Source organism: Cohnella sp. SGD-V74 (assembly GCF_003001675.1).
In the GTDB taxonomy this organism is placed as follows: domain Bacteria; phylum Bacillota; class Bacilli; order Paenibacillales; family Paenibacillaceae; genus Cohnella.
This window is the reverse complement of record NZ_PVYW01000007.1, coordinates 241,353-262,501: the sequence shown is the minus strand read 5'-3', so window position 1 is coordinate 262,501 and position 21,149 is coordinate 241,353. Positions and strand designations below refer to the sequence as shown.

15 protein-coding genes and 1 riboswitch are annotated in these 21,149 nt (G+C 54.9%); of the genes, 10 read left to right on the top strand and 5 right to left on the bottom strand.

The window, feature by feature from the left end:
- The first annotated feature begins 186 nt into the window (after window positions 1-186).
- Window positions 187-1,251, top strand: a complete 1,065-nt coding sequence (locus B0G52_RS13320; protein ID WP_369827055.1) for a LacI family DNA-binding transcriptional regulator — start codon at window positions 187-189, stop codon at window positions 1,249-1,251.
- A gap of 246 nt (window positions 1,252-1,497) precedes the next feature.
- On the opposite strand, the gene B0G52_RS13315 is transcribed toward B0G52_RS13320, so the two are convergent.
- Window positions 1,498-3,642, bottom strand: a complete 2,145-nt coding sequence (locus tag B0G52_RS13315) for a DUF6259 domain-containing protein (RefSeq protein ID WP_094044971.1) — start codon at window positions 3,640-3,642, stop codon at window positions 1,498-1,500.
- Between the two features lie 268 nt (window positions 3,643-3,910).
- Here B0G52_RS13315 and B0G52_RS13310 point away from each other — a divergent pair, with 268 nt between their 5' ends.
- The 4 genes from B0G52_RS13310 to B0G52_RS13295 all read left to right on the top strand — a co-directional run bounded on the left by B0G52_RS13310 (window position 3,911) and on the right by B0G52_RS13295 (window position 8,193).
- Window positions 3,911-5,230, top strand: coding sequence for an ABC transporter substrate-binding protein (locus B0G52_RS13310; RefSeq protein WP_094044969.1), 1,320 nt, complete (start codon window positions 3,911-3,913; stop codon window positions 5,228-5,230).
- Window positions 5,231-5,302: 72 nt separating this feature from the next.
- On the top strand, window positions 5,303-6,208 hold the full coding sequence (locus B0G52_RS13305) for a carbohydrate ABC transporter permease (protein WP_094044967.1): 906 nt from the start codon (window positions 5,303-5,305) through the stop codon (window positions 6,206-6,208).
- Window positions 6,209-6,217: 9 nt separating this feature from the next.
- A complete protein-coding gene (locus B0G52_RS13300) occupies window positions 6,218-7,063 on the top strand; it encodes a carbohydrate ABC transporter permease (protein ID WP_094044965.1) in 846 nt (281 codons plus the stop codon).
- 47 nt (window positions 7,064-7,110) lie between these two features.
- Window positions 7,111-8,193 (top strand): glycoside hydrolase family 172 protein, encoded by a 1,083-nt coding sequence (locus B0G52_RS13295; protein ID WP_094044963.1) that lies wholly within the window; start codon window positions 7,111-7,113, stop codon window positions 8,191-8,193.
- A 162-nt stretch (window positions 8,194-8,355) separates the two neighbouring features.
- On the opposite strand, the gene B0G52_RS13290 is transcribed toward B0G52_RS13295, so the two are convergent.
- Window positions 8,356-8,859, bottom strand: a complete 504-nt coding sequence (locus tag B0G52_RS13290; RefSeq protein WP_094044961.1) for a YwhD family protein — start codon at window positions 8,857-8,859, stop codon at window positions 8,356-8,358.
- A gap of 236 nt (window positions 8,860-9,095) precedes the next feature.
- Here B0G52_RS13290 and B0G52_RS13285 point away from each other — a divergent pair, with 236 nt between their 5' ends.
- Window positions 9,096-11,189 carry a HelD family protein gene (locus B0G52_RS13285; protein ID WP_094044959.1) on the top strand — a complete coding sequence of 698 codons (2,094 nt, stop codon included), beginning with the start codon at window positions 9,096-9,098 and terminating at the stop codon, window positions 11,187-11,189.
- On the opposite strand, the gene B0G52_RS13280 is transcribed toward B0G52_RS13285, so the two are convergent.
- On the bottom strand, window positions 11,186-12,850 hold the full coding sequence (locus B0G52_RS13280; RefSeq protein ID WP_094044957.1) for a glycoside hydrolase family 13 protein: 1,665 nt from the start codon (window positions 12,848-12,850) through the stop codon (window positions 11,186-11,188). The two genes, B0G52_RS13285 and B0G52_RS13280, sit on opposite strands and share 4 nt — an antisense overlap.
- Before the next feature lie 179 nt (window positions 12,851-13,029).
- On the opposite strand from B0G52_RS13280, the gene B0G52_RS13275 reads away from it, so the two are divergent.
- The 3 genes from B0G52_RS13275 to B0G52_RS13265 all read left to right on the top strand — a co-directional run bounded on the left by B0G52_RS13275 (window position 13,030) and on the right by B0G52_RS13265 (window position 16,712).
- Window positions 13,030-15,027 (top strand): M1 family metallopeptidase, encoded by a 1,998-nt coding sequence (locus B0G52_RS13275; RefSeq protein ID WP_094044955.1) that lies wholly within the window; start codon window positions 13,030-13,032, stop codon window positions 15,025-15,027.
- Window positions 15,028-15,041: 14 nt separating this feature from the next.
- Entirely contained in the window at window positions 15,042-15,857 is an 816-nt protein-coding gene (locus B0G52_RS13270) for a hypothetical protein (protein WP_094044953.1), read from the top strand.
- A 216-nt stretch (window positions 15,858-16,073) separates the two neighbouring features.
- A riboswitch (cyclic di-AMP (ydaO/yuaA leader) is annotated at window positions 16,074-16,213 on the top strand.
- A 4-nt stretch (window positions 16,214-16,217) separates the two neighbouring features.
- Window positions 16,218-16,712, top strand: coding sequence for a C40 family peptidase (locus B0G52_RS13265; RefSeq protein WP_094044952.1), 495 nt, complete (start codon window positions 16,218-16,220; stop codon window positions 16,710-16,712).
- Window positions 16,713-16,772: 60 nt separating this feature from the next.
- On the opposite strand, the gene B0G52_RS13260 is transcribed toward B0G52_RS13265, so the two are convergent.
- Window positions 16,773-17,750 (bottom strand): RpnC/YadD family protein, encoded by a 978-nt coding sequence (locus B0G52_RS13260; RefSeq protein ID WP_094044950.1) that lies wholly within the window; start codon window positions 17,748-17,750, stop codon window positions 16,773-16,775.
- Between the two features lie 228 nt (window positions 17,751-17,978).
- Here B0G52_RS13260 and spoIIP point away from each other — a divergent pair, with 228 nt between their 5' ends.
- Window positions 17,979-19,178: a stage II sporulation protein P gene (gene spoIIP / locus B0G52_RS13255; RefSeq protein WP_233162648.1), complete on the top strand. Its 1,200-nt coding sequence runs from the start codon at window positions 17,979-17,981 to the stop codon at window positions 19,176-19,178.
- 440 nt (window positions 19,179-19,618) lie between these two features.
- On the opposite strand, the gene B0G52_RS13250 is transcribed toward spoIIP, so the two are convergent.
- Window positions 19,619-21,058, bottom strand: coding sequence for an alpha-L-fucosidase (locus B0G52_RS13250; protein WP_094044948.1), 1,440 nt, complete (start codon window positions 21,056-21,058; stop codon window positions 19,619-19,621).
- Window positions 21,059-21,149: the final 91 nt, after the last annotated feature.

Here is a 21,149-nt window from a genome sequence, read left to right as displayed (position 1 = left end):
GAGGCACCCCCGAATGTACTATTCATACCACAGATGGGGAGTTTTTGAAAAGCGGAGGCAGGACCGATACCGCTCTTCGTTAGTTTGTATTTTGCGTCGTCGGAGATCCGATTAGACGTTAGAGTCGAGTTTGGATATACTATTACTTACAAGAGAATTTACCGATAAAGTTCGGAGGCGTTATCCATTAAGAAGCGTGTAACACTCACTGATATAGCGAAGGTTGCCGGGGTTTCGAAGATGACCGTATCGTTAGCCTTGCGGGCGGATTCATCCATTAGCGCAGCCATGCAGCAGAAAATCAGGCAAATTGCAGCAGAACTCGACTATACGCCAAACCATATGGCCAAAGGACTGATTCACGGAAAGTCGTACAATCTGACCATTATGATCGGCGGATTCCTGCACGACGATTACCAGCACCAATTTGTCAAAGGCGTTATTCCCTATGCCTTGAAGCGGGGATATATCGTGTCTATGGTACCGTTGGAACGCGATTTGGAGCTGGAACGCGCAATGATAGAGAAGTTTACTCGCATGCAGACGGAAGGCTTTCTTATTTTTCATTGCGGCGAGCCCTCAACCTATGCCGCCCTTCAGAAGCAAGGTGTGCCGTTCGTGCTGTACACCAAATATTTCGAAACTCTGGACAGCGACTACGTCGTGTGCGACGACTACAACGGCGCGTACGCCATGACGGAATATTTGATCGATCTGGGGCACAAGGACATCGCCTTCGTCTACGACAGCTATCTGGAGCAATCGTCCGAGGTCAAAGAACGCAAAATGGGGTATATTCAAGCGCTTCGCGACCGAGAGCTCCCTTACAAGGAAAACAATCTGATCTCCTTCAATCTGTTCTCTTCCAACGAATTTGTCGCGTCCGAGATTCTGGAGAACAACCAGACGTTTATCGACATTCTGACAGGTCCGAATCGCCCGACAGCCTTGTTCGCCTGCAACGATATTCTGGCCTCCTTCATCTACATTGCAGTCAAGAGACTCGGGCTGACCATCCCCGACGATATCTCCGTCGTCGGCTATGAAGGCGTCTATCTGGGCTCCGTCATCGACCCTCCGTTAACTACGGTAGCTACCCCGATTCAGGAGATGGGCAGAAAGGCATGTCAAGTCTTGCTGGACAAAATAGAAGGAATCCTCCCGCAATCGGAATATGTGAAAATCCGCCTTAAGCCCGAGTTGGTCATCCGGGAATCCGCCGCGGCATTAACGGATTCATCGCGCAAATAGCAAGTGAATACGATAAAGGGGCTGTCCCATAAGCCAAGCAACTTAAGATGATCGATAAAAAAAAGAAGGGGTATGTACCTCCTTCCGATGCTATACGCTCCTGAAATCTGAATGGGTAAACCCGTGACAAGGTGATTTCAGGAGCGTATGAGGCATCTACAGGAGGTACATACCTCTTTTTACCTTTCGTATCGATTATCTTTCACAGCAACTTGTCGCGCTTATGGGACAGCCCCTCTTCACTTGTCAGAACGATACCTTGAGAGCTTTCACATCATTCGCCGGAATCGTGATTGTGAAGGATACGGAATTAGTGCTTGTCGTGTAGGCAACGGCGGCTCCGCCTTCGATGTTGACAACCGAGCTCACAGCGCTGCCCGACAGTCCGAGCTTAGCGTAATCCAACGTCACGGTGACCGTCTGGGAGACAGAGCTTAAATTACGCAATTGAATGCCCAGCCTGTCCTGATTTTCACCTACAATTGTTGTCCCCTTGATATTTGAGTTAGACAGCGATAGTCCCCGCTCGTCTTTGTACGTACCGTAAAAATAAATGGTCGGCTCGCTCTTGTAAATATCGGTATAGCGCGGGAACACATTGGCATTCGGCGTCGCCGTGTCGATCAGCAGCGGATTGCCCATCGTGAACGCCCAGGCGTATTCGTCGAGACTGCCGCTGGCTTTGCCGGACGTCGGCAAGCCGAGGAATTTCGCCGGGATCGTATAACGCGTTACCTGCGGAGCTTGCTGCGGCACGTACCCGAGAGACCTGCCCCACATCATTCCGTTCATGTCTGCAAATAAGCTGTAATAGTCGTTTACTCCCTCCATCGCAAACACGTAATCGGTATTGGCGCCGTGATTGCTGAAGTCCCAATGAATCGTATCCATCATCAGCTTGTAGCCTTCCGAAAAAGAAGTGGCGGGCGATGAATGACCGGCGGCAGAGTTGTAATCCAGCACCGCGTCCATTTCGGCCATCTGATCCCACCAGATGCCGTCTGCGCCAATATCGCGCAAAAAGTTGGCTCTATCCTTCAATTGGTTAATCCATGCCGAGGAATGGGGCGACATCGCGTAAAAGCTTCTTCCGTTCCCGTAGCTCTCCGGGAAATAAGTCCCGTCGACCTTCTGCAAATTGGCGACCCCGGCATTGCTGGCGTACCAGTCGCTGCCGATATCCGCAATGTGGTTGTTAATGTAGAAGAAGATATTGTCCCCGTTGGCATGAATGTCGGCGACCGCATCCTCCAATCCGGTATCCCCGCCGGCCGCCGACAGGGTGTAATAATCGGGATAATAGCTGTCAAAGCCGTCGACATGCCACCCCGTTACCTCCAGATTATGAATGCCCTTGGAATCGACATTCTGAATATAACCGGGCAAATCACTGTAATTCAGGTTAATCGAACCGTTATACGCTTTGACATTGCCCATATACCATGCGTCCAGTTCCATGGCTTTGGTCGGCTTGCCCTTCTCCCATTGAGCCGTATGGATCAGCCAATCCCGATAGCGATCGGCGCCCCAATACCAGCTCCCTTCGCTCGCTACGCCAATGTCGACTTGCGGAGAAATATAGCTGTCATTCGTCTCGGCGAACGGCCATACGGTGGCGGACATCTGTCTGGGCGAGCCGGCCGAAGGGTCTAATCCGGCATCGTAGCCGAAGCGAAACTCCTTATACGCAGCGGTCGTGTCCAGCACCGCATAATATAAGCCCTCATTGTTATTGTACAGATTCATCCACTGCATAGAAGCGGGGACGGGATATTGCATCATGCGCAGGAACGTGCCGGGATTGCTGAAAATTTCCCCTTCTTTATAGGGCCACATCAGCGACTCTCCGGAAAGCGCTTGCACTCCGGTGAGCTGAGGACTGACTACCGCCGTAACGGTAGAGTTCGGTTCGTTATTGGCCACTTCCGTTGTCCAATGTGAAACCGGATCATTATCGTAGACGGTAACGTGCTGCACAACGGATATGTTTTTTCCGCCGACCCCGTGGAAGGCCAGATCGACCCGGATGCCGTTGCTTAACGTGGTGGCGTTAACGCTGCTGAGCACAGCGTCGCGGCCTTTGAACATCGTTCCCAGCGAGGCGTTCCACTTGTTGTCCGTCGTCGTATTCGCGAATAACGTCCAGTTGCCGGCCAATGTACCGCCCAAATGCTGCGTGCCGGTGGTTTTGTTCTTAAGTCCGATCAGCGTACCGTTCGTTGTTTTCCATTTTAGTTCGATTAACGTGTTGGACAACGTTATTGTTCCGCCGCTGTTGGAATAGACAGTGCTAACAGCAGCCGAGACATTCTGCGGCATCTGAAAACTCGACAGAAGCAAAACGATCATTACCATAACGAGGAAGGTCGCCCGAATTGAGGAGTTGGTCATTGTAATTCCTCCTTAACTAATTTTACCGGTAAAGATACATTTAAGATACTACAAACAATTACAATTGAACAATCCTTTTTTTCTTAATTTCCATATCGAATTTTGAAGTTTTTTCATAGAGAAAGGGATTGTAATCGCTAACATGCTGTGATAGTATGGTTTTACCGGTAAAGTAAAATTGATTTTTTACTTCAAGAATGAAGGGGGTGCTCAGACAAGTTTACGTATGCTCATTATCGCTTGGTACAAATAAAAGGGAGGTACATCCATGAGAAAAACAACCGTTTCGCTTTCGCTTATTCTATCGCTGCTTCTAACAACCGCATGCGGCAACTCGAACGATTCCAAATCGCCGGCAGCTTCATCGGCAACGGGAAGCAATGCCTCGGAGACGAAAGAAGTGAATATCCGGTTCGCCTTCTGGGGAACCCCGGACGAGAAGCTCGTACAGGAAAAAATCAAAGCCGCATTCGAACAAGAGCATCCGAACATTAAAGTCACTCTCGATCACGTCAGCTCCGCCAATGATTTCCCGGCGTCCGTCCTGACCCAGATCGCCGGCGGCAATGCCCCTGACGTTTTCTATATTGGCGAGGCGCTAGTCAGCAGCTTTGTCAAAAAAAACGTGCTGCTGGATATGCTGCCGCTCGCAAAAGAGAACAATATCGACTTCAACGACTACTTCCCGGCGCTGCTTGACCCGATGGGGTATAATGACGGCCACATGTGGGCGTTTCCTAAAGATGCGACGCCTTACATGATCTACTACAACAAAGAGCTGTTCGATAAAGCGAATGTTCCTTATCCGGCCGTCGACTGGACCTGGGACGACTTCGACAAAGCCGCCAAGGCGCTGACTTCGGAGGGCGACAGCAAATCGAAGCAGTACGGATTCGCGCAGGATCTGTGGTGGGGGCCGCTGATGACTTCGATCTACAAGAATGGCGGCAAGCTGCTTAGCGATGACGGTAAATCGATGATGCTTGACGATCCGAAAATCAGCGAAGCGCTGGACTGGTACAAGAGCTTGATGTATAAAGACGGCGGCGTATCCCCGACACCCGACGGGTTGCAGGGAACGGGCATGAGCACCGTCGACATGTTTCTTGCCGGCAAAGCCGCCATGGTATCCGGAGGTCGCTGGGTTTCGTATTCTCTGGAGCCGTTGGCCGGAAAATGGGGAGTCGTGCCGTTCCCGCAGAAAACGGAAAGCTCCTCGCCGCTGCTTTTTGTCACGCTGGCAATGCCAAAGAATACGGAGCATCCGAAGGAAGCGTTTGAGTTCATCAAGTTCTATGTCTCGCAAACGGCTCAGGAGATCAACTCCTCGACCGGTCTGGGCATGCCCGTGCTGAAGTCGGTAACGAACTCCGGGAAGTGGCTGCTTGAAGGAGAGCCGCAGGAGCATGTGCAAGTCTTCTTCGATCAGTTGAGCAATGCCAAGAGTCTTCCGTTCCATCCTCTATGGTCCAAGACCATCGATGAGATTTTTATGCGGGAGATCGATCCGGCGCTTCGCAACCTGATCAGCGTTGAGGATGCTCTCGGCAAAGCGAAGACGGAAATCGACAAAGTCTTAAACCAATAGACAGGCAAGGAGTGGGCTGGGGGGCGAACGATCCGTTCCCCAGTTGACGCTTTTAACGCAAAGGAGTCAGCCATGTCAAAATCTAAGGCTAATAAGAAGAAGAGTATGGCGGAATCTGCATACGGCTACTTATTCATCGCGCCCAACCTGCTCGGAATGCTGGTCTTTGTAATTGTTCCGATCTTCACTTCTCTGCTGATGAGCTTCACCGATTGGGATTTGATCAATGCTCCCCGGTGGGTGGGCTTGAGCAATTTTACGGACAAGATGGTTCATGATCAGCAATTCTGGGTGTCTCTCAAAAACACGTTCGTGTTTTCCTTATTGACCATTCCTCTTGGAATTGCTGCGGCTTTTGTTATCGCGCTGCTCCTGAATCAGTCGATCAAGGGAGTTAATCTCTATCGCGCAGCCATATTCCTGCCCGTCGGCATCTCCATGATCTCTATTTCGGTCATCTGGAGATGGATTCTGAACACTGATTTAGGCATTCTGAATTATGTGCTCAGCCTCGTGAATCTGCAAGGCGCAGGCTGGTTGTCGGATGAAAAATATGCCCTGTTCTCGGTGTCGGCCATTTCGATATGGAAAAGCGTGGGCTTCAATATGGTTATTCTGCTTGCAGGCTTGAAGGGGGTTCCCTCCCATCTGTATGAAGCCGCAACCATTGACGGAGCCGGCGCCTGGAGACGCATGACACGAATCACCCTGCCCTTGATCACGCCTTCTTTATTTTTCGTGTCGATCATGTCAGTCATCGGTTCCTTCCAAGTGTTCGACCTGATCTACTCCACAACAAGCGGCGGTCCCGGCGACTCCACGCGCGTGATCTATTACTGGGTTTATCAGAATGGGTTTAAGTTCTTTGAGATGGGATACGCCTCCGCTCTGGCTTGGGTCGTATTCATTATGTTGTTTGCAGTTACGCTGCTGCAGATGAAATTTTTCGGAAACAAAGTAAATTATGAGATGGACTAGGTGATAGCTATGACCTCCTATACAATGAGCAATCGCGTGAAGGCGAAGTCGCTTCTCATTCATGCCGTTATGATCGTCTGTTGCATCCTGTTCATCTTTCCTTTTCTGTGGATGGCATTGACCTCGTTCAAGACGCCGCAGGAAATTTTCCAATGGCCGCCCCGTATGTTTCCTAAGGAATGGAGTTTCAGCAATTATCAAGAAGTATTAACGGCCGTGCCGCTGCTCCGAATGCTGCTCAATTCCTTATTTGTTGCGGTTGCTGTAACTGCGGGCACGCTGGTGTTCAGCTCGTTGGCCGCCTACTCGTTCGCGCGTTTGCGCTTTAAGGGCAAGGATCTGCTGTTCAGCATGTATTTGGGCACGATGATGGTGCCTCTGATGGTGACCTTGATTCCGACGTTTGTGATTATGCGAAAGCTGGGAATGGTCGACACCTACTATGCGCTTATCGTTCCCGGTTTTTTCGGCAACGCCTTCGGAACCTTCTTGCTCCGCCAATTTTTCATGACCATACCGAGACAGCTTGACGAGGCGGCGCGGATAGACGGCTGCGGGTATTTCGGCATCTATTCGCGGATTCTGCTGCCGTTAATGAAGCCGGCTCTCGCCTCTCTGTTCATATTTACCTTCATGGGAGTATGGAATGATTTTCTGTGGCCGCTTGTGGTCATCCAGACGGAGAGCGTTAAAACGATCACGCTCGGCCTGGCTTCCTTCCAAGGACTATATACGACCAAGTATCACCTGCTAATGGCTGCTGCGATGATCTCTGTCCTTCCGGTTGTGGTCGCTTATATCAGCAGTCAGAGGTATTTTATAGAAGGAATCACTCTGACCGGTCTCAAGGGATGAGCTCAAGCACAACTGCACAACTATTATCATAATTAGGAGTGGGATTCTTGAATCTTTTTAACGGACTAAATATGGGCTTGGGCAATTTGGCGCGTCTGTCTGACGCCAGGACAAGATCGATCAGCCCTGAAAATTTCACTGGCGAGAAAGGCAAAGGAGGAATGGCCAAGGACGGAACGGGGGCGAACTGCGCGCGCGATCTGGGTATTGGCTGGAAAGTGTCTCCTTCCGTCGAAATCGAGCCTGGAGCTGTGTTTACAATGGGAGAAATTCAAGGGCCCGGCGCGATCCAGCATATGTGGATGACGTGCTTCCCGACATTTTGGAGGAATTTGATCTTCCGTATTTACTGGGATGGTGAAGAGGAAGCTTCCGTTGAAGTGCCGATCGGCGATTTCTTCTGCAATGGCTGGCAGGAGCGCAACGATGTCAATTCATTGCCGATTGCGGTGAATCCAGCCGGGGGAATGAACAGCTACTGGCAGATGCCTTTTCGCCGCTCCGCCAAGTTGACGATGGAAAATAAATCTTCGGAGAAAGCCGTACTGTACTATCAGATCGACTATACGTTGACGGATGTGCCTGAGGATGCGGCATATTTCCACGCCCAGTGGCGCCGCACGAACCCTGTGCCGTACAAGGATGTCTATACGATTATCGACGGCATCTCGGGCAAAGGCCATTATGTCGGAACCTATCTCGCCTGGCAGGTGAACAACACCGGTTGGTGGGGAGAAGGAGAAATCAAATTCTACATGGACGGAGACAAGGAATTTCCGACGATATGCGGAACGGGAACCGAGGATTACTTCGGAGGCGCATGGAATTGGGAGCAGCCGCTGGGCACGTACAGCACCTATTCCACGCCGTACCTAGGCATGCATCAGGTGATTCGACCGGACGGATTGTATCGAAGCCAGACGCGCTTCGGCATGTACCGCTGGCATGTCATGGACCCGATTCGGTTCGAGAGCGATCTGCGAGTGACCATTCAAGACCTCGGATGGCGCTCGGGCGGGCGATACTTGCCGCAGCAAAGCGATATCGCTTCGACAGCCTTCTGGTATCAGGCCGAGCCCCACGCCTCGTTCCCGACACTGCCGGACAATGATGCGCGGGAAGTCATTTAATCCAGCCCTGTCAGCGAGGCTGTCCCATAAGCCAGCCAAGTTGCTCTGAAAGATAATCGATGATAAAGGTGTCTGAACGTAGACTGTTTATACAAAAAAAATAGCGGCGCAAGGACACCACATATGTCCCTGCACCGCCATTTTCATATTGATCCGCCCATGCTACACAAGCAAATCCTTCAACGCCTGAGGAGAGTTGTTCCACCATTCCTCGTTGTGCTCGATGAGCAGCTTGCGAAGCGCCGCCTGCTCTTCCGGGCCGATGTTGTCCAGCATATACTTGCGCTTGATAGCGGCGTCGAGCCGGTTGACGTGATCGGGCAGCACCTTCCAGCCCCTTCTCGCCTCCGAGTCGATCAGCATCTCGCACGAGGTGGCGCCGGCGTAGTACGAGCCGGTCTCGTTGCGGTCGACGGCCACCCATACGATCCAGGCCGGACGACCGTTCGGCACGAGAGACTTGTCTGGAGAAAACCTGATCCCCTTCTCAATCTTGCTCTTGGCATGCATCGCGCCTACATCGATATACGCCTCTCCGCCGTCGATTATGACGCAGGCGACTTGGCTCAGGTCGATCGAGCCCGCGCCGAAACCTCTATGTTCCTTGTTGCTGACGACGTTAAGCGACAGCTTCTTTTTCTCCGTCGGTTGATTCGGATTATCCATGGTCAGCCCCCTCTAAATGCCGTTACATAAGAAAAAGCCGGGACCGAGACCCTCGAAAATTCGAGTCCCTCCCGCTTCTTTATGCGATGTTTATCGACGCGAACGTTTGTTCTGTCTATTTTAGGTAATTCTGTACTCAACATCATAACAAAACGGAAAACATAAGTCTATTGTTTTTTGCAAAAATGCGCCACAATAGGTGAAGTCAATACGCAACGCAAGGAGGAATCGCACTTATGGATACGCAAAGCCCGGTTGTTCGGGAGGAACAGGAGCGCCTGCAAGAGACGTTCGGGGAGATCGACCGCCAGAGATCCGGCATCGGCCCGGTCTACCGGGGACAGGATTTCACCGAGCAGCTGCTCGAAGAGAAACGGGAGGAGAGCCGCCGTCGGCTCGACCTGCTCGACAAGGAACCCTACTTTGGCAGGCTCGACTTCAAGGAAAACGGGAAAACCGCGGCGCTGCCCCTGTATATCGGCAAGAGAGGCATGGACCGCCAGGATACCGGCGAGCCGTACGTCATCGATTGGAGAGCGCCGGTCGCCAGCCTCTTCTACTCCTTCACCGGCGGCGATGCGCCCGTCTCCTACGATGCGCCGGACGGAACGATCCAAGGGGACATCTACCGCAAGCGCAACCTGTCGATCCGCGACCGGAAGCTGGGACGAATCGTCGACAGCTACGAGCGGGGCGGGGACAATATCGGCCTGAACGACGAATTCCTGCTGTATAAGCTCGGAGACAAGAAAGACAATAAGCTGCGCGACATCGTGTCCACGATCCAGGCCGAGCAAGACCGCATCATCCGCGCTCCGCGCCACAAGGCGCTGATCATCCAGGGTGCGGCCGGTTCGGGGAAAACGACGGTCGCGCTGCATCGGCTCGCCTTCCTGCTCTATCAGTACCAGCAGCAGATTCGCGCGGAGCGGATGATTATTTTCGCGCCGAACACGATGTTCCTCGATTATATTTCCGGCGTCCTGCCCGAGCTCGGCGTCGGCGACGTCAAGCAGACGACGTTCGCGGATTGGGCGCTCGACCGGCTCAGCGGCAACGTCAAGCTGGCCAAAGACGCCTCCGAAGGAGAACTGTGGTTCTCACTCGCAGGCGCCAGGCCGCAGATCGACGACGAAACGCCGGGAAGATATAAGGGATCGCTCGCTTTCAAAGCGCTGCTGGACGAGCAACTGAGGAGCCTGGAAACGCACTTCCTCGAACCTCAGCCGTTCGAGCCTTGGGAGGGCCGCGTGCTGCCAGCCGCCAACATTCGCGAATGGTTCGAGGTGGAATACCGCCATTACCCGCTCGCCCCGCGGCTGGAGCGGCTGCAAGCCCGCATCAACCGCTGGCTGGAAATGCAGCTCGGAGAGATCGGCGACCCGAAGATCCGCAAGGATAAGGCCAAGACCGGCAAGCAGCGGCTAAGGGCTTACGTGAACAAGCTGCCCAAGGCGGACGCCCTAAGCTTCTATCAGCGCTTGTTCTCCGCGGACGGCGCGGCGGACATCCCCAAGAGCATCGTTCAGAGCACGAAAGCCTATCTGAAAAAAGGCGAAGTCCGGCACGAGGACCTGCCCGCGCTCGTCTGGATCCATTATGCCTTCAACGGCGCGGAGAAACTCTCGTTCGACCATGTCGTCGTCGACGAGGCCCAGGACGTATCCCCGCTTCAGATCGCCTTGCTGAACGCGTTCATGAGCGAGCCTTCGTTCACGATTCTCGGGGATTTGGCCCAGGGCATTCATGCGTATCGCGGCGTGCAGAGGTGGGAGGAGCTGTCCGACGTATTCGCAGAGGAATACCGCTCCTATCACGCCCTGCAGCAAAGCTACCGCTCGACGCTTGAAATCATCGAGTTCGCCAACCGCATCCTGCCGCATACCGGCACGAGCCTGCCCCCTGCCGTTCCGGTCTTCCGCAGCGGCGATCCGGTGGAGGTCGCCAAGCTGGACGGCGAGACGGATCGTCTCCCTCGCATCGAGCGCTTCATCCGGGACAACCGGGAGCGCGGCATGCAGACGATCGCGATCGTGTGCCGCACGGACGACGACTGCGCCAGGTTGGCTGAGCTGCTGCAAGCAAGCGGCATCGAAGCGAATCTCATCTCCGAGAACCAGACCCAATACCGAGGAGGCATTACCGTCGTCCCCGTGTATCTGGCCAAGGGACTCGAATTCGACGCCGTGCTCGTCGCGGATGCCGACGACCGCCGCTATGCGGCCGCGCCGCAGGACGCCAAGCTTCTGTACGTCGCCTGCACGCGCGCGCTTCACCGTCTCACGCTGATGTATCTCGGGCAGCCAAGCCCGCTGATCGCGGAAGCTTAAACGAGACGATAAACCCTCGCTTCGTAAGGAGCAAGTCGGAGATCGCGCAGGTTGCGGTCTCCCGACTCTCCGCTGATCAGCAGCAGCTCGGCCGAAGAATAAATGACGGAGTCCGGCAGCCCGCTTGCGGCCGCTTCGGCGGACAGGTTGGCAATCACGAGCAGCCTGTCTTCCCCTAGCGTTCTCGTATAGGCATAGATCTGCTTGTGCTCCGGCAGAATCAGGTCGTACGCGCCGTATACCGCCGTCGGATTGTTTTTGCGCAGCGCGATCAGCTTCCGGTAATGATGATAAATCGAGTCCGGCTCCTCCAGCTCTTTCTCGACGTTGATGGCCTTATAGTTCGGGTTAACCTTCAGCCAAGGCGTACCGGTCGTGAAGCCCGCCTGGTCGAGATCGTTCCACTGCATCGGCGTCCGGGAATTGTCGCGGCCGTTTTTCCAGATGACCCGCATGATCTCTTCGTGGGTTTTGCCGTTTTCAAGCTCGGTGCGGTACAGGTTTTTGCTGGCTACGTCGTTGTAGTCGTCGATCGAAGGGAATTGGACGTTGGTCATCCCGATCTCCTGCCCCTGGTAGATGAACGGAGTCCCCTGCATGAGAAAATACATCGTCGCGAACGCTTTGGCCGACTGCTCCCAGTAGGTTTGGTCGTCTCCCCACGTCGATACCGATCTTGGCTGATCGTGGTTTTCGAGGAACAGCGCGTTCCAGCCGACTCCTTCGAGCCCTTTCTGCCAGCGGGTGAGCGTCTTCTTGAGCGCCGGGATGTCCACGGAACCGTCCGCCGTTTTCTGCCACAGCCCCATATGCTCGAATTGGAAAATCATATTAAACGCGCCGCGCCGTTCTCCGACCCACAGCTCCGCGTCGTCCACCGTCACTCCGCTCGCTTCTCCGACGGTCATGACGTCGTATTTGTCGAACGTCTCGCTCTTCATCTCCTGCAGGAAAACATGGATGCCCTCGCGATTCATATGGCCCTCGAAGGAAGGCACATAGCGCAGCTTGTCCGGATTCGGCATGTCCGGGAAACCCGGAACCTTCTTGATATGGGAAATAGCGTCCACGCGGAAGCCGTCGATGCCCTTGTCCAGCCACCAGTTGACCATCGCGTACAGATCTTGGCGGACTTGCGGGTTCTCCCAATTCAAATCCGGCTGTTTGGTAGAAAATACGTGCATGTAATATTGTTCGGTAGCCTCGTCGTACTCCCACGCCGAGCCGCTGAAAATACTCTCCCAGTTGTTCGGCTCCGCTCCGTTCTTCCCGTCGGACCAAATATAATAGTCTCTCTTCGGATTGTCCCGGCTCGAACGCGATTCGATAAACCACGGATGCTCGTCGGACGTATGGTTGATGACCAGATCCAGGATCAATTTCATCCCGCGGGAATGAACCTCTGCCAGCAGACGGTCGAAATCGGCCATCGTGCCGAACTCGTCCATAATGTCCTGATAATCGGAAATATCGTACCCGTTGTCGTCGTTGGGAGACTTGTAGATCGGACAGATCCAGAGCACGTCGACGCCGAGTTCCTTCAAATAATCGAGCTTCGAGATGACGCCCGGCAAATCCCCGATACCGTCCCCGTTGCCGTCCATAAAGCTGCGGGGATAAATTTGATAGGCGACCGCTTCTTTCCACCATTTTCCGTTCATGCTGCCAACTCCTCGATTCTCATTTTGCGCAAACGTTTGCACTTTTCCTTCATATTAAAAGATTTGCGAAATCCCTGTCAACTACAATTCATAGTAGCTTGGCCCGAAACTCCAGATATAATCCGCGGACAACCTACATATATATCTCGTAGATGCTTGTCAACGGGAGGGTTATCCGTATGCCTAAGCGCCGTTCGCTGCGAATGCTGCTATTCGTCGCCGCCGCTGCCGTACTTGTCATGTCCGTCCGATTCGGGTTTGCCGACGCTTGGGTCGATCAATACGCCCTGCCCGCGTCTTCCTTGTCCGATCTTCCCGCCGCCGGCTCGCCCGCGGTAGAAGCCAAGTCCGAGCCCAATCCCGGGCCCGACGTTCCGCAGAAACCGCAAGCCGTCGTCCTCAGCAACCGCGTAACGGAATACCATATCTCCGTCTCGCTCGACGAGAACAGCGGAACCCTGCTGGGAGAGCAGGTCGTTACCTGGAAAAATCCCGGGCGCAAAGCGGTCTCCGAGATGTACCTTCATCTATATCCGAACGCCTTCGCGCCCGGCAGTACGTTCCTGCGCGAATCGGGAGGAAAGCTCAGGGGAGACAAAATGAAAGAAGGCGGCTACGGCGGGATGGAGCTTACCTCTCTGACCACAGAGGAAGGGGAAACACTTCTGCCCAGAGTCCATTACGTGCAGCCGGACGACGGCAACCGCAACGACCGCACGCTGGCGGCTTTCCGGCTACCCGAACCGGTCAAGCCTGGGGAATCCGTCACCTTGCGCATGAAGTTCAACGTTCTGCTGCCTGAAATCTTCGCCCGCATGGGCAAATCCGGCAACTTCGTCATGGCCGGCCAATGGTTTCCCAAAATTCCCGTCTACGAGACGTCCGGCATGAGGGGGCGCGCCTCCGAGGGCTGGAATCTGCACCAATACCACGGAGATTCCGAATTTTATTCGGACTTCGGCATCTACAGCGTTCGCATCGGGGTTCCGGACGGTTATAAAGTAGCGGCTACCGGCTTCCTTACGAAAACCCCGGCCGTCTCCGGCGGGCGCAAAAGCTTCCAGTTCTATGCCGACGACGTGCACGATTTCGCCTGGTCGGCTTCTCCGGACTTCGTGTACGTGGAGGATTCGTTCTCTTCGCCCGGAATTCCCGGAGTTCGGATCAAGCTGTATTTGGACCCGCTCCATCAGCACTTGAAGGACCGCTACATGCACGCCGCCAAGTCCGCGTTAGCCAAGCTGGGACAGTGGTACGGAGAATATCCCTATTCCACTCTCTCTGTCGTCGTCCCTCCGGCAAGCGGCAACGGCGCCGGCGGCATGGAATATCCGACGCTCGTCACCGGAGCGTCGGCCCGGGACGACAATCCCGGCTACGAGCTGGAACGAACGCTCGTCCACGAGATCGCCCACCAATACTGGTACGGGCTCGTCGCTTCCAACGAATTCGAAGAAGCCTGGTTGGACGAAGGCTTTACGTCCTACACCGAAGACAAGCTGATGGCCAGCATTTACGGCGTACTGCCCAATCTGCCGATCGAGGCCAGCTATATGACCCATCCCGAGCCGCTGAGCCTCTCCTCCTGGAAGTTCAGCTCCTCGGACGGATACGCCGAGAACGTCTACCTGCGGGGCAAGCTCGTGCTCTCCGCGCTGGAGAAGCAAGTCGGGGACAAAACGATGAGCAAGATCATGCGAACCTATTTTCAGAAGTACAAGTTCAAGCATCCTTCTTTCTCGGACTTCCAGAAAGTCGTGGAGACGGTGACGAAGGAGAAATGGACCGACTTCTTCCGGGCTTACGTGCAGCGCGGCGAAATGGCGGATTTCTCGGTGGAAACGATTCAGACGAGAAAGACGGACACCGGCTACGAGAGCATCGTCTTGCTTCGGCGCAACGGGGGCAGCCCGGAATCGGTATCGGTATGGCTGCAGTTCCAGGACGGCCAGTCGGTACGCAAGCGCTGGGACGGCGTTCAGCCCCACGTTCAGCTCAAGCTGGAGTCGGCCTCCCCGCTGCTCTACGCGACGATCGATCCCGGCAACCATATCGTGCTCGACAATCGCAAGTACAACAATTATCTCAAAGCCGAAGTACCGCCCGAACAGCGTACCCGGTACGCAACCGGAATCACCCAGATCATAGAAGGTCTGTTCGGATCATTGGCCTGGTGAGGTGAGGAAAGAAAATGCGCGAAAGACTAAAAATGGGATGGGACATGACCGTCAGGCATAAATATGTATTGGTTCTCCTGTTCCTGTACCGTCTGCTGTGGGGATTTTTCCTGTACCGGTTCGTCGATTCGGTCGTAACGCCCGTGCTCGCGCGTTATCCCGACGAACATCCGAATTCCGACGCCGCCCATCTGTTCCTGATCGAGGCCCAGTTCCGCCTGCTGAAAACAGATCTCGTCGACGACGTGCTCTGGCTGCTCGGCGGACTGCTTCTCCTGAGGATGGTGCTGACCCCCCTGATCAATGCCGGATTGTTTTACTCCTTCCGCCACTCCGCCGAGGAGGAAGGAACGCGGGTATTGTCCGGGGTGCGACGGGCATGGAAGCCGGTCACCCTGCTCTACTGGATGGAGAACGCGCTCATCCTGCTTCCCGCCGCATGGCTGCTGCCGCTGGCCAAGGACCGCTTTTTCTCCGAGCCTTCGCTGACGAATTGGCTCCTCGACCTGCTCCCTTACGCGGCCTCATGGCTGCTGTACGGATTCGCCGTACATCTGGTCTGCCAATTCATGCAGTTCGGAGCCGCTGCGCGGGAAGGTATCGTCAGAAGTTTGGGGTTGGCGTTTCGCCGGGCCTTCCCCCTGCTGGGCATTACGCTCGTCATGCTCGGCATCGGACTTGCGGTGTCCGCCGCAGCCTGGGCAATCTCCTTGCTCTGGTCGGGTTTCCTCGCCGTGACGCTGCATCAAGCTTTTCACTTCGTGCGCTCCCTGCTGAAGCTGTGGACTTCCGCATCCCAGTTTCACGTATGGCGAGACGCGAAATCGTAGGCTTATCACGTCCCGACAATCGACAATATTCTTCCCGGGACATTCCCCGGTTGCGCCGCTTGCTGGCCGCAGCCGGGGTTTGGCGTTATTATCGGCGGGATACATTCGGGACGAAAGGAGGGGTATCCGAGCCTAATGGCCGTCCCTAGATTAAGGAATTCTAATATAGAAGATGCAGGAAATTCGTCAGGATAACCGAATATATAAAGCTAAAGAAATCATAAAATGCCGAGTTCCCGTGAATCGGGGAACGGGGGAACCATCTTTTCGGGTGAGTTGGCTTTGCTTCAAAGGAGCCATAGGGGACCTTCTACCGAACCCTTAAGCTAACCTCGTAGGCATTGGAAGGAGTCGCCTGTTTTGCGTAAAGTTTCAGTCTTCTTGTTTGGCCTTGCTTTGCTCTTGGCATTCCAGGTCGGCAGCGTATTCGCGGATTCGAAGCTCGACAAAGCGATCGCTCCGCTGATCGGATCGGATTACAAGTACGGCGGAACGACACCGAAGGGATTCGATTGCTCCGGCTTCACCGGGTACGTATTCGATCAACTCGGCATCGACCTGCCCCGCTCTTCGCGGGACATGTACAGCTGGGAGAAGAGCAAGAAGATCTCCGACGACGAACTGCGCGCTGGGGACCTCGTATTCTTCAATACGAGCGGCAGCGGCGTCTCTCACGTCGGAATCTACATCGGCAAGAACAAGTTTGCCCACGCCGCTTCCAAGGGCGTAACGATTACCTCGCTCGATGAAAGCTATTATGCCAAGCGCTATCTTGGAGCCCGCCGCTTCCTCAGCGACGAGACCTACGAGAAAATCGCAACGGAGATCGAAGCCGAGGAAGTCGCTAAGCAATAATCCTAATATGACGAAGGCCCGCCTATGGCGGGCCTTTGTTCCTTTAAGCAGTACCTTAGACTACTGGACAGAACTTTTTTTCTTCTGCAGGCTCGTCACTTCTTCGGGGGTCAGCTCCGTCGCTTTCGCTATCATGCCTACATCCAAGCCCATTTTCAGCAAATTGCGGGCAACCTTGATTTTGGCCTTTTTTTCGCCTTTTTTCATCGCTTCCGGAATATAGGTTTTGAACATTCGGCGCACCTCCTCTTCCGTTTGTTTATATTCACCGTAATGTCGGTATAAGTAGTTCAGGATGTTCCCCAGCACCTGCAAGATCCGGTCCATGTCGCCGGTTGGCAGCAGCCGCTGCTGATGCAGGTCCCGGATGACGTCCAGCGTCTCCCCGATCGTCTCCTTCAAGCGCGCGAACTCCCGCGTGAACAACTGCCGCTTCTCGTCGTCCGTGCGTGTACTGGCGGCGATGAGCCGCATGTTCTTGCGCGAGCCGAACACCTGCAGCGGCAGCAGCGCGAACAGACGCCGCTCCTGCAAGTCGCGGGGCGACAGCGTCCAGTACCGCAGCACCGGCACCGTATAGACCGTCTCCGTTCCGTCCGGCAGCCGCATCCGGAAGGCGAGCTCTTCGCCGATCGCTTCGTTTTCCTCCAGGAAAATGACGATTTGTCTGGGAAAGGCGAGCAGTGGGAGCCCGTTGTCTGCGCTGCCCTCGGCCAGTTCCAGCGCCTTCTCGAAGCCATAGCGAAACATGCGTATAACCATGGACTGATCGTTAAGCGTCTGGAACTCGACATGATATTGAAACAAGCCGCGGCGCGTATCCAGCTTCAGGAACAGATCGCCGACGATCCGTTCGTACTCGTCCAAGACGAACTCGCCATTGCCGTAATGGATCGACTTTACATCCTCCGTCGCAAACTGCTCTCCGAACAAGCCGCTGATCAGCTGTACCGTCAGCCGTTTGGATAATCGGAACAGCACGCGCATCATTTGATCGAGCTTCAGCTTCTCCTTCTTGCGCCGATCCGTTACCTTCATTATACACCACATCCCCTCTGGCACGATAACCGCGAAACGCGAAAAAAGCACACTCCAGGCGCGTTGCCGCGCTGATCGGAGTGTGCTTCACTCGTCGAATCTGATTTTCTATCACCCACTATATCAAACATATGTTCCCGTTGTCAAAATTGCGAAAAATAGAAGGTTTTACCCTCATTCCTGTCGAAAAATGTATAAACGAATTTTCGAACAGGGAGAGAGGATGCTTTGTTTCTTCGTAAAATCGCAACCCGTGCAGCCGCAGTCGTCCTGCTACTATTCGTCTCTTTCGTTTCCGCTTCCGAAGCTTACGGGGAATCCCCGCCAGCCGCCCCCGCCATCGAGACTGAATCGGCAAATGAATCGGTCGGCCAGAATTCATCCGTCGCGACGCCCGGAAGCGTCGTCAAAATCGTGGATGTCACCAATCTGCGGAGCGGACCGGGGTTGGATTACGAGATTGTAGGCAAAGCCGTGCCTGGAGTTACGCTGCCGATCGTCAATACGGAAGGAGATTGGTACGTCGTGCCGCTTCCGAGCGGGGATCGCGCTTACGTCGCCAGTTGGGTGGTCGAGACCGAAAATCCACTTCGCTACGTCGTTTTCGTGGACACGACCAATTTGCGCAGCGGACCGGGACTGGACTACGACATCGTAGGCAAGGCCGCCCCGGGAGATACTTTGCCGATCGCCGCGGTCGAGGGAGATTGGTATCTCGTTTCGCTTGCAGACGGAAATCGGGCCTACGTAGCCAATTGGGTCGTCAAGACGAATCTCGATGAAGGCGACGTGCCGAAAGTATACATCTATCACACCCATAACCGGGAATCTTGGAAAAACGTCGCACGCAACGCCAAAGGCTCCTCCGTCGACGATCCCGAAATCAACATTACTCTGGTAGGCGGACATTTGGGAGAAATGCTGAACAAGGCGGGAATCCGTTCTTTGGTGGAAACCACGGATTTTGCCGAGAGGCTGAGGGTTCAGAAGCTGGGCTTCTCGCAATCCTACGCGGAATCTCGCAAAGCCATTTCCAAAGCCAAGAAGGCTAATCCTTCACTGGCCTATTTCTTCGATATTCACAGAGACGCGGACGTTCCGCGCAAAAATACGACGGTCGCAATCAAAGGCAAAAACTACGCACGCATCCTGTTCGTTATCGGCACCGCCCATCCGAACCACGCCGCCAACCAGAAGCTGGCCGAAGAGCTGAACAAGCGGCTGAACAAGAAGTATCCCGGTCTGTCCCGCGGCGTCATCTCCAAAAGCGCCCACCAAGGCAACGGGGAATACAATCAATCACTCTCTCCCGGCAGTCTGCTGCTCGAAATCGGCGGCGCCAACAATACGCTGGAGGAAAGCCGTCTCGCGGCGGAGGCGTTTGCCGATGTCTTCTCCGCTTATTACAAGTCTCTTAAAGTAAAATAAATCCCGCTGCGTAGGAATGAATCCCCTATTGTAGTAAAATGGTGGAAGGTGTCGCATTATACCTTTCACCATTTTGCAAGAACTCCATTCATGACATCGCCGTCGATGAAAAAGGGACTCTCTATCTGGTCGACACTCACTTGGGAGTGCTGGCCATTAAGCCGAAGAAAACTTGAACGTTGCACGATTTCTTAGAACAACGCTCTCCGTTTGACTGTCATTGGGGTGACGTTACACGATTTCTTAGAACAACGCCCTCCGGTTGACCGTCATTTGGGTGGCGTTGCACGATTTCTTAGAACAACTCGCTTTGCATGTACGCAAACTGGTCAATCGTAGCAACAAAAATGGCGCTTGCAGCGGAATCACCGTTGCAGCGCCATTTTTTTCGAGCTGATAGCCGTCTTTAAGCAGGTCTTCGGAGCAAACAGCCCCTCTGTTTATCCCTCGACCGCCACACTCCGATACACGCCGACGCTGGTCAAAGTCGGGCTCCAGCGAGACTCCTCGATCGTCAGGCGCAAGCGGCTGGCGGTCGTCTCGGCGAAGCGGCAAATTTTCTTGTAGCCGACGACGGTGCCCTCGTACAGAAGCCGCCATTCCCCGTCTCCGGACGACGCCTCCAGCCGGAAGCGCTCGATGCGCTGACCTTCGCGTATGTTCTCCGCAAGCACGACGCGATCGAACGCGAGCTCGCTTCCGAGTTCGATCACGAACTCGGCAAGCTCCGCGCCTTCCGGAGCCTGCCAGAACGTCGAACGGTCGCCGTCGGTCAAGCGCTCCGCTCCGTGCGCCGCATCTTTCCCAGCAGATCCCTGGACGGAAGCTCCGGAAGCCAAGTCGGCGCCGTAAGTCCGTCTGATCCGCTCGCCCAGTTCCTTCATCCGCGCGACATCGTTCTCGTGAAGGAGTCCCCTTCTGTCCGGCGGCAAGTTGAGCAGGAAAGTGGAATTGCCTCCGACGGTCCGCTCGTACAGCTCCATCAGCTCGTCCGCCGTCTTCACGCGGTCGTCTTCCGCGGCATGGTAGAACCAGCCGGGACGGATCGACGTATTCGTCTCGGCCGGATACCAGACCGCTTCACTCGCTCCTGCAAGCACGGCGCGGCTGCCCAAGTCCTCGTCCTCCGAGCCGACGCGCTTGGCGAACTCGCCGTCGTCTGCCTGCTGCGAATTGGCCTGGATCTTCTCGTTGTCCCGCATCGTCGCGGGAACGACGCTCCATTCCGACTTCCGCGTATGTCCCGCTTCATTGCCGCACCAGCGCACGTCAGGTCCGCAGACGGAGATGACAGCGTTCGGCTGAAGCTCGCGAATCAAGCCGTAATACGCATCCCAATCGTACACCTGCCGCTTGCCGTTCGCCCCTTCGCCGCACGCTCCGTCGAACCAGACGCAGAACAGCTCGCCGTAACCGGTGAGCAATTCGCGCAGCTGACTGAGGAAGAACGCATTGTAAGCCGGCGAATCCCCGTAGCTCGGCTCATGGCGATCCCATGGCGACAAGTAGACGCCGAATTTCAAGCCGGCTTCCCGGCAAGCGTCGGATACTTCGCGCACGAGATCCCCTTGGCCGCCGCGCCACGGACTGCTTTTCACCGAATGCTCCGTATAAGCGCTGGGCCATAAGCAGAACCCGTCGTGATGCTTGCAGGTGAGAATCAGTCCCTTCATCCCCGCTGCCTGACAAGCCGCCACCCACTGCCTCGCATCCAGCTCGGACGGATTAAACAGGGAGGGGCTCTCGTCGCCAAGCCCCCATTCCATATCCGTAAACGTGTTCACCGTAAAATGAATAAACGCGTAAAACTCCAGCTCCTGCCACGCCAACTGCCGAGGCGAAGGAGCGATGCGCGCGGCCTCCCGTATCGACACTCCCATTCCGTTAACCCTCCGTTCCCCGTTTCACCGCTCCATTGTCCTTCCGTCCGCGTCTCCGCGTCCTCGCTAACCGCCGCTGCCCGAGCCAGCG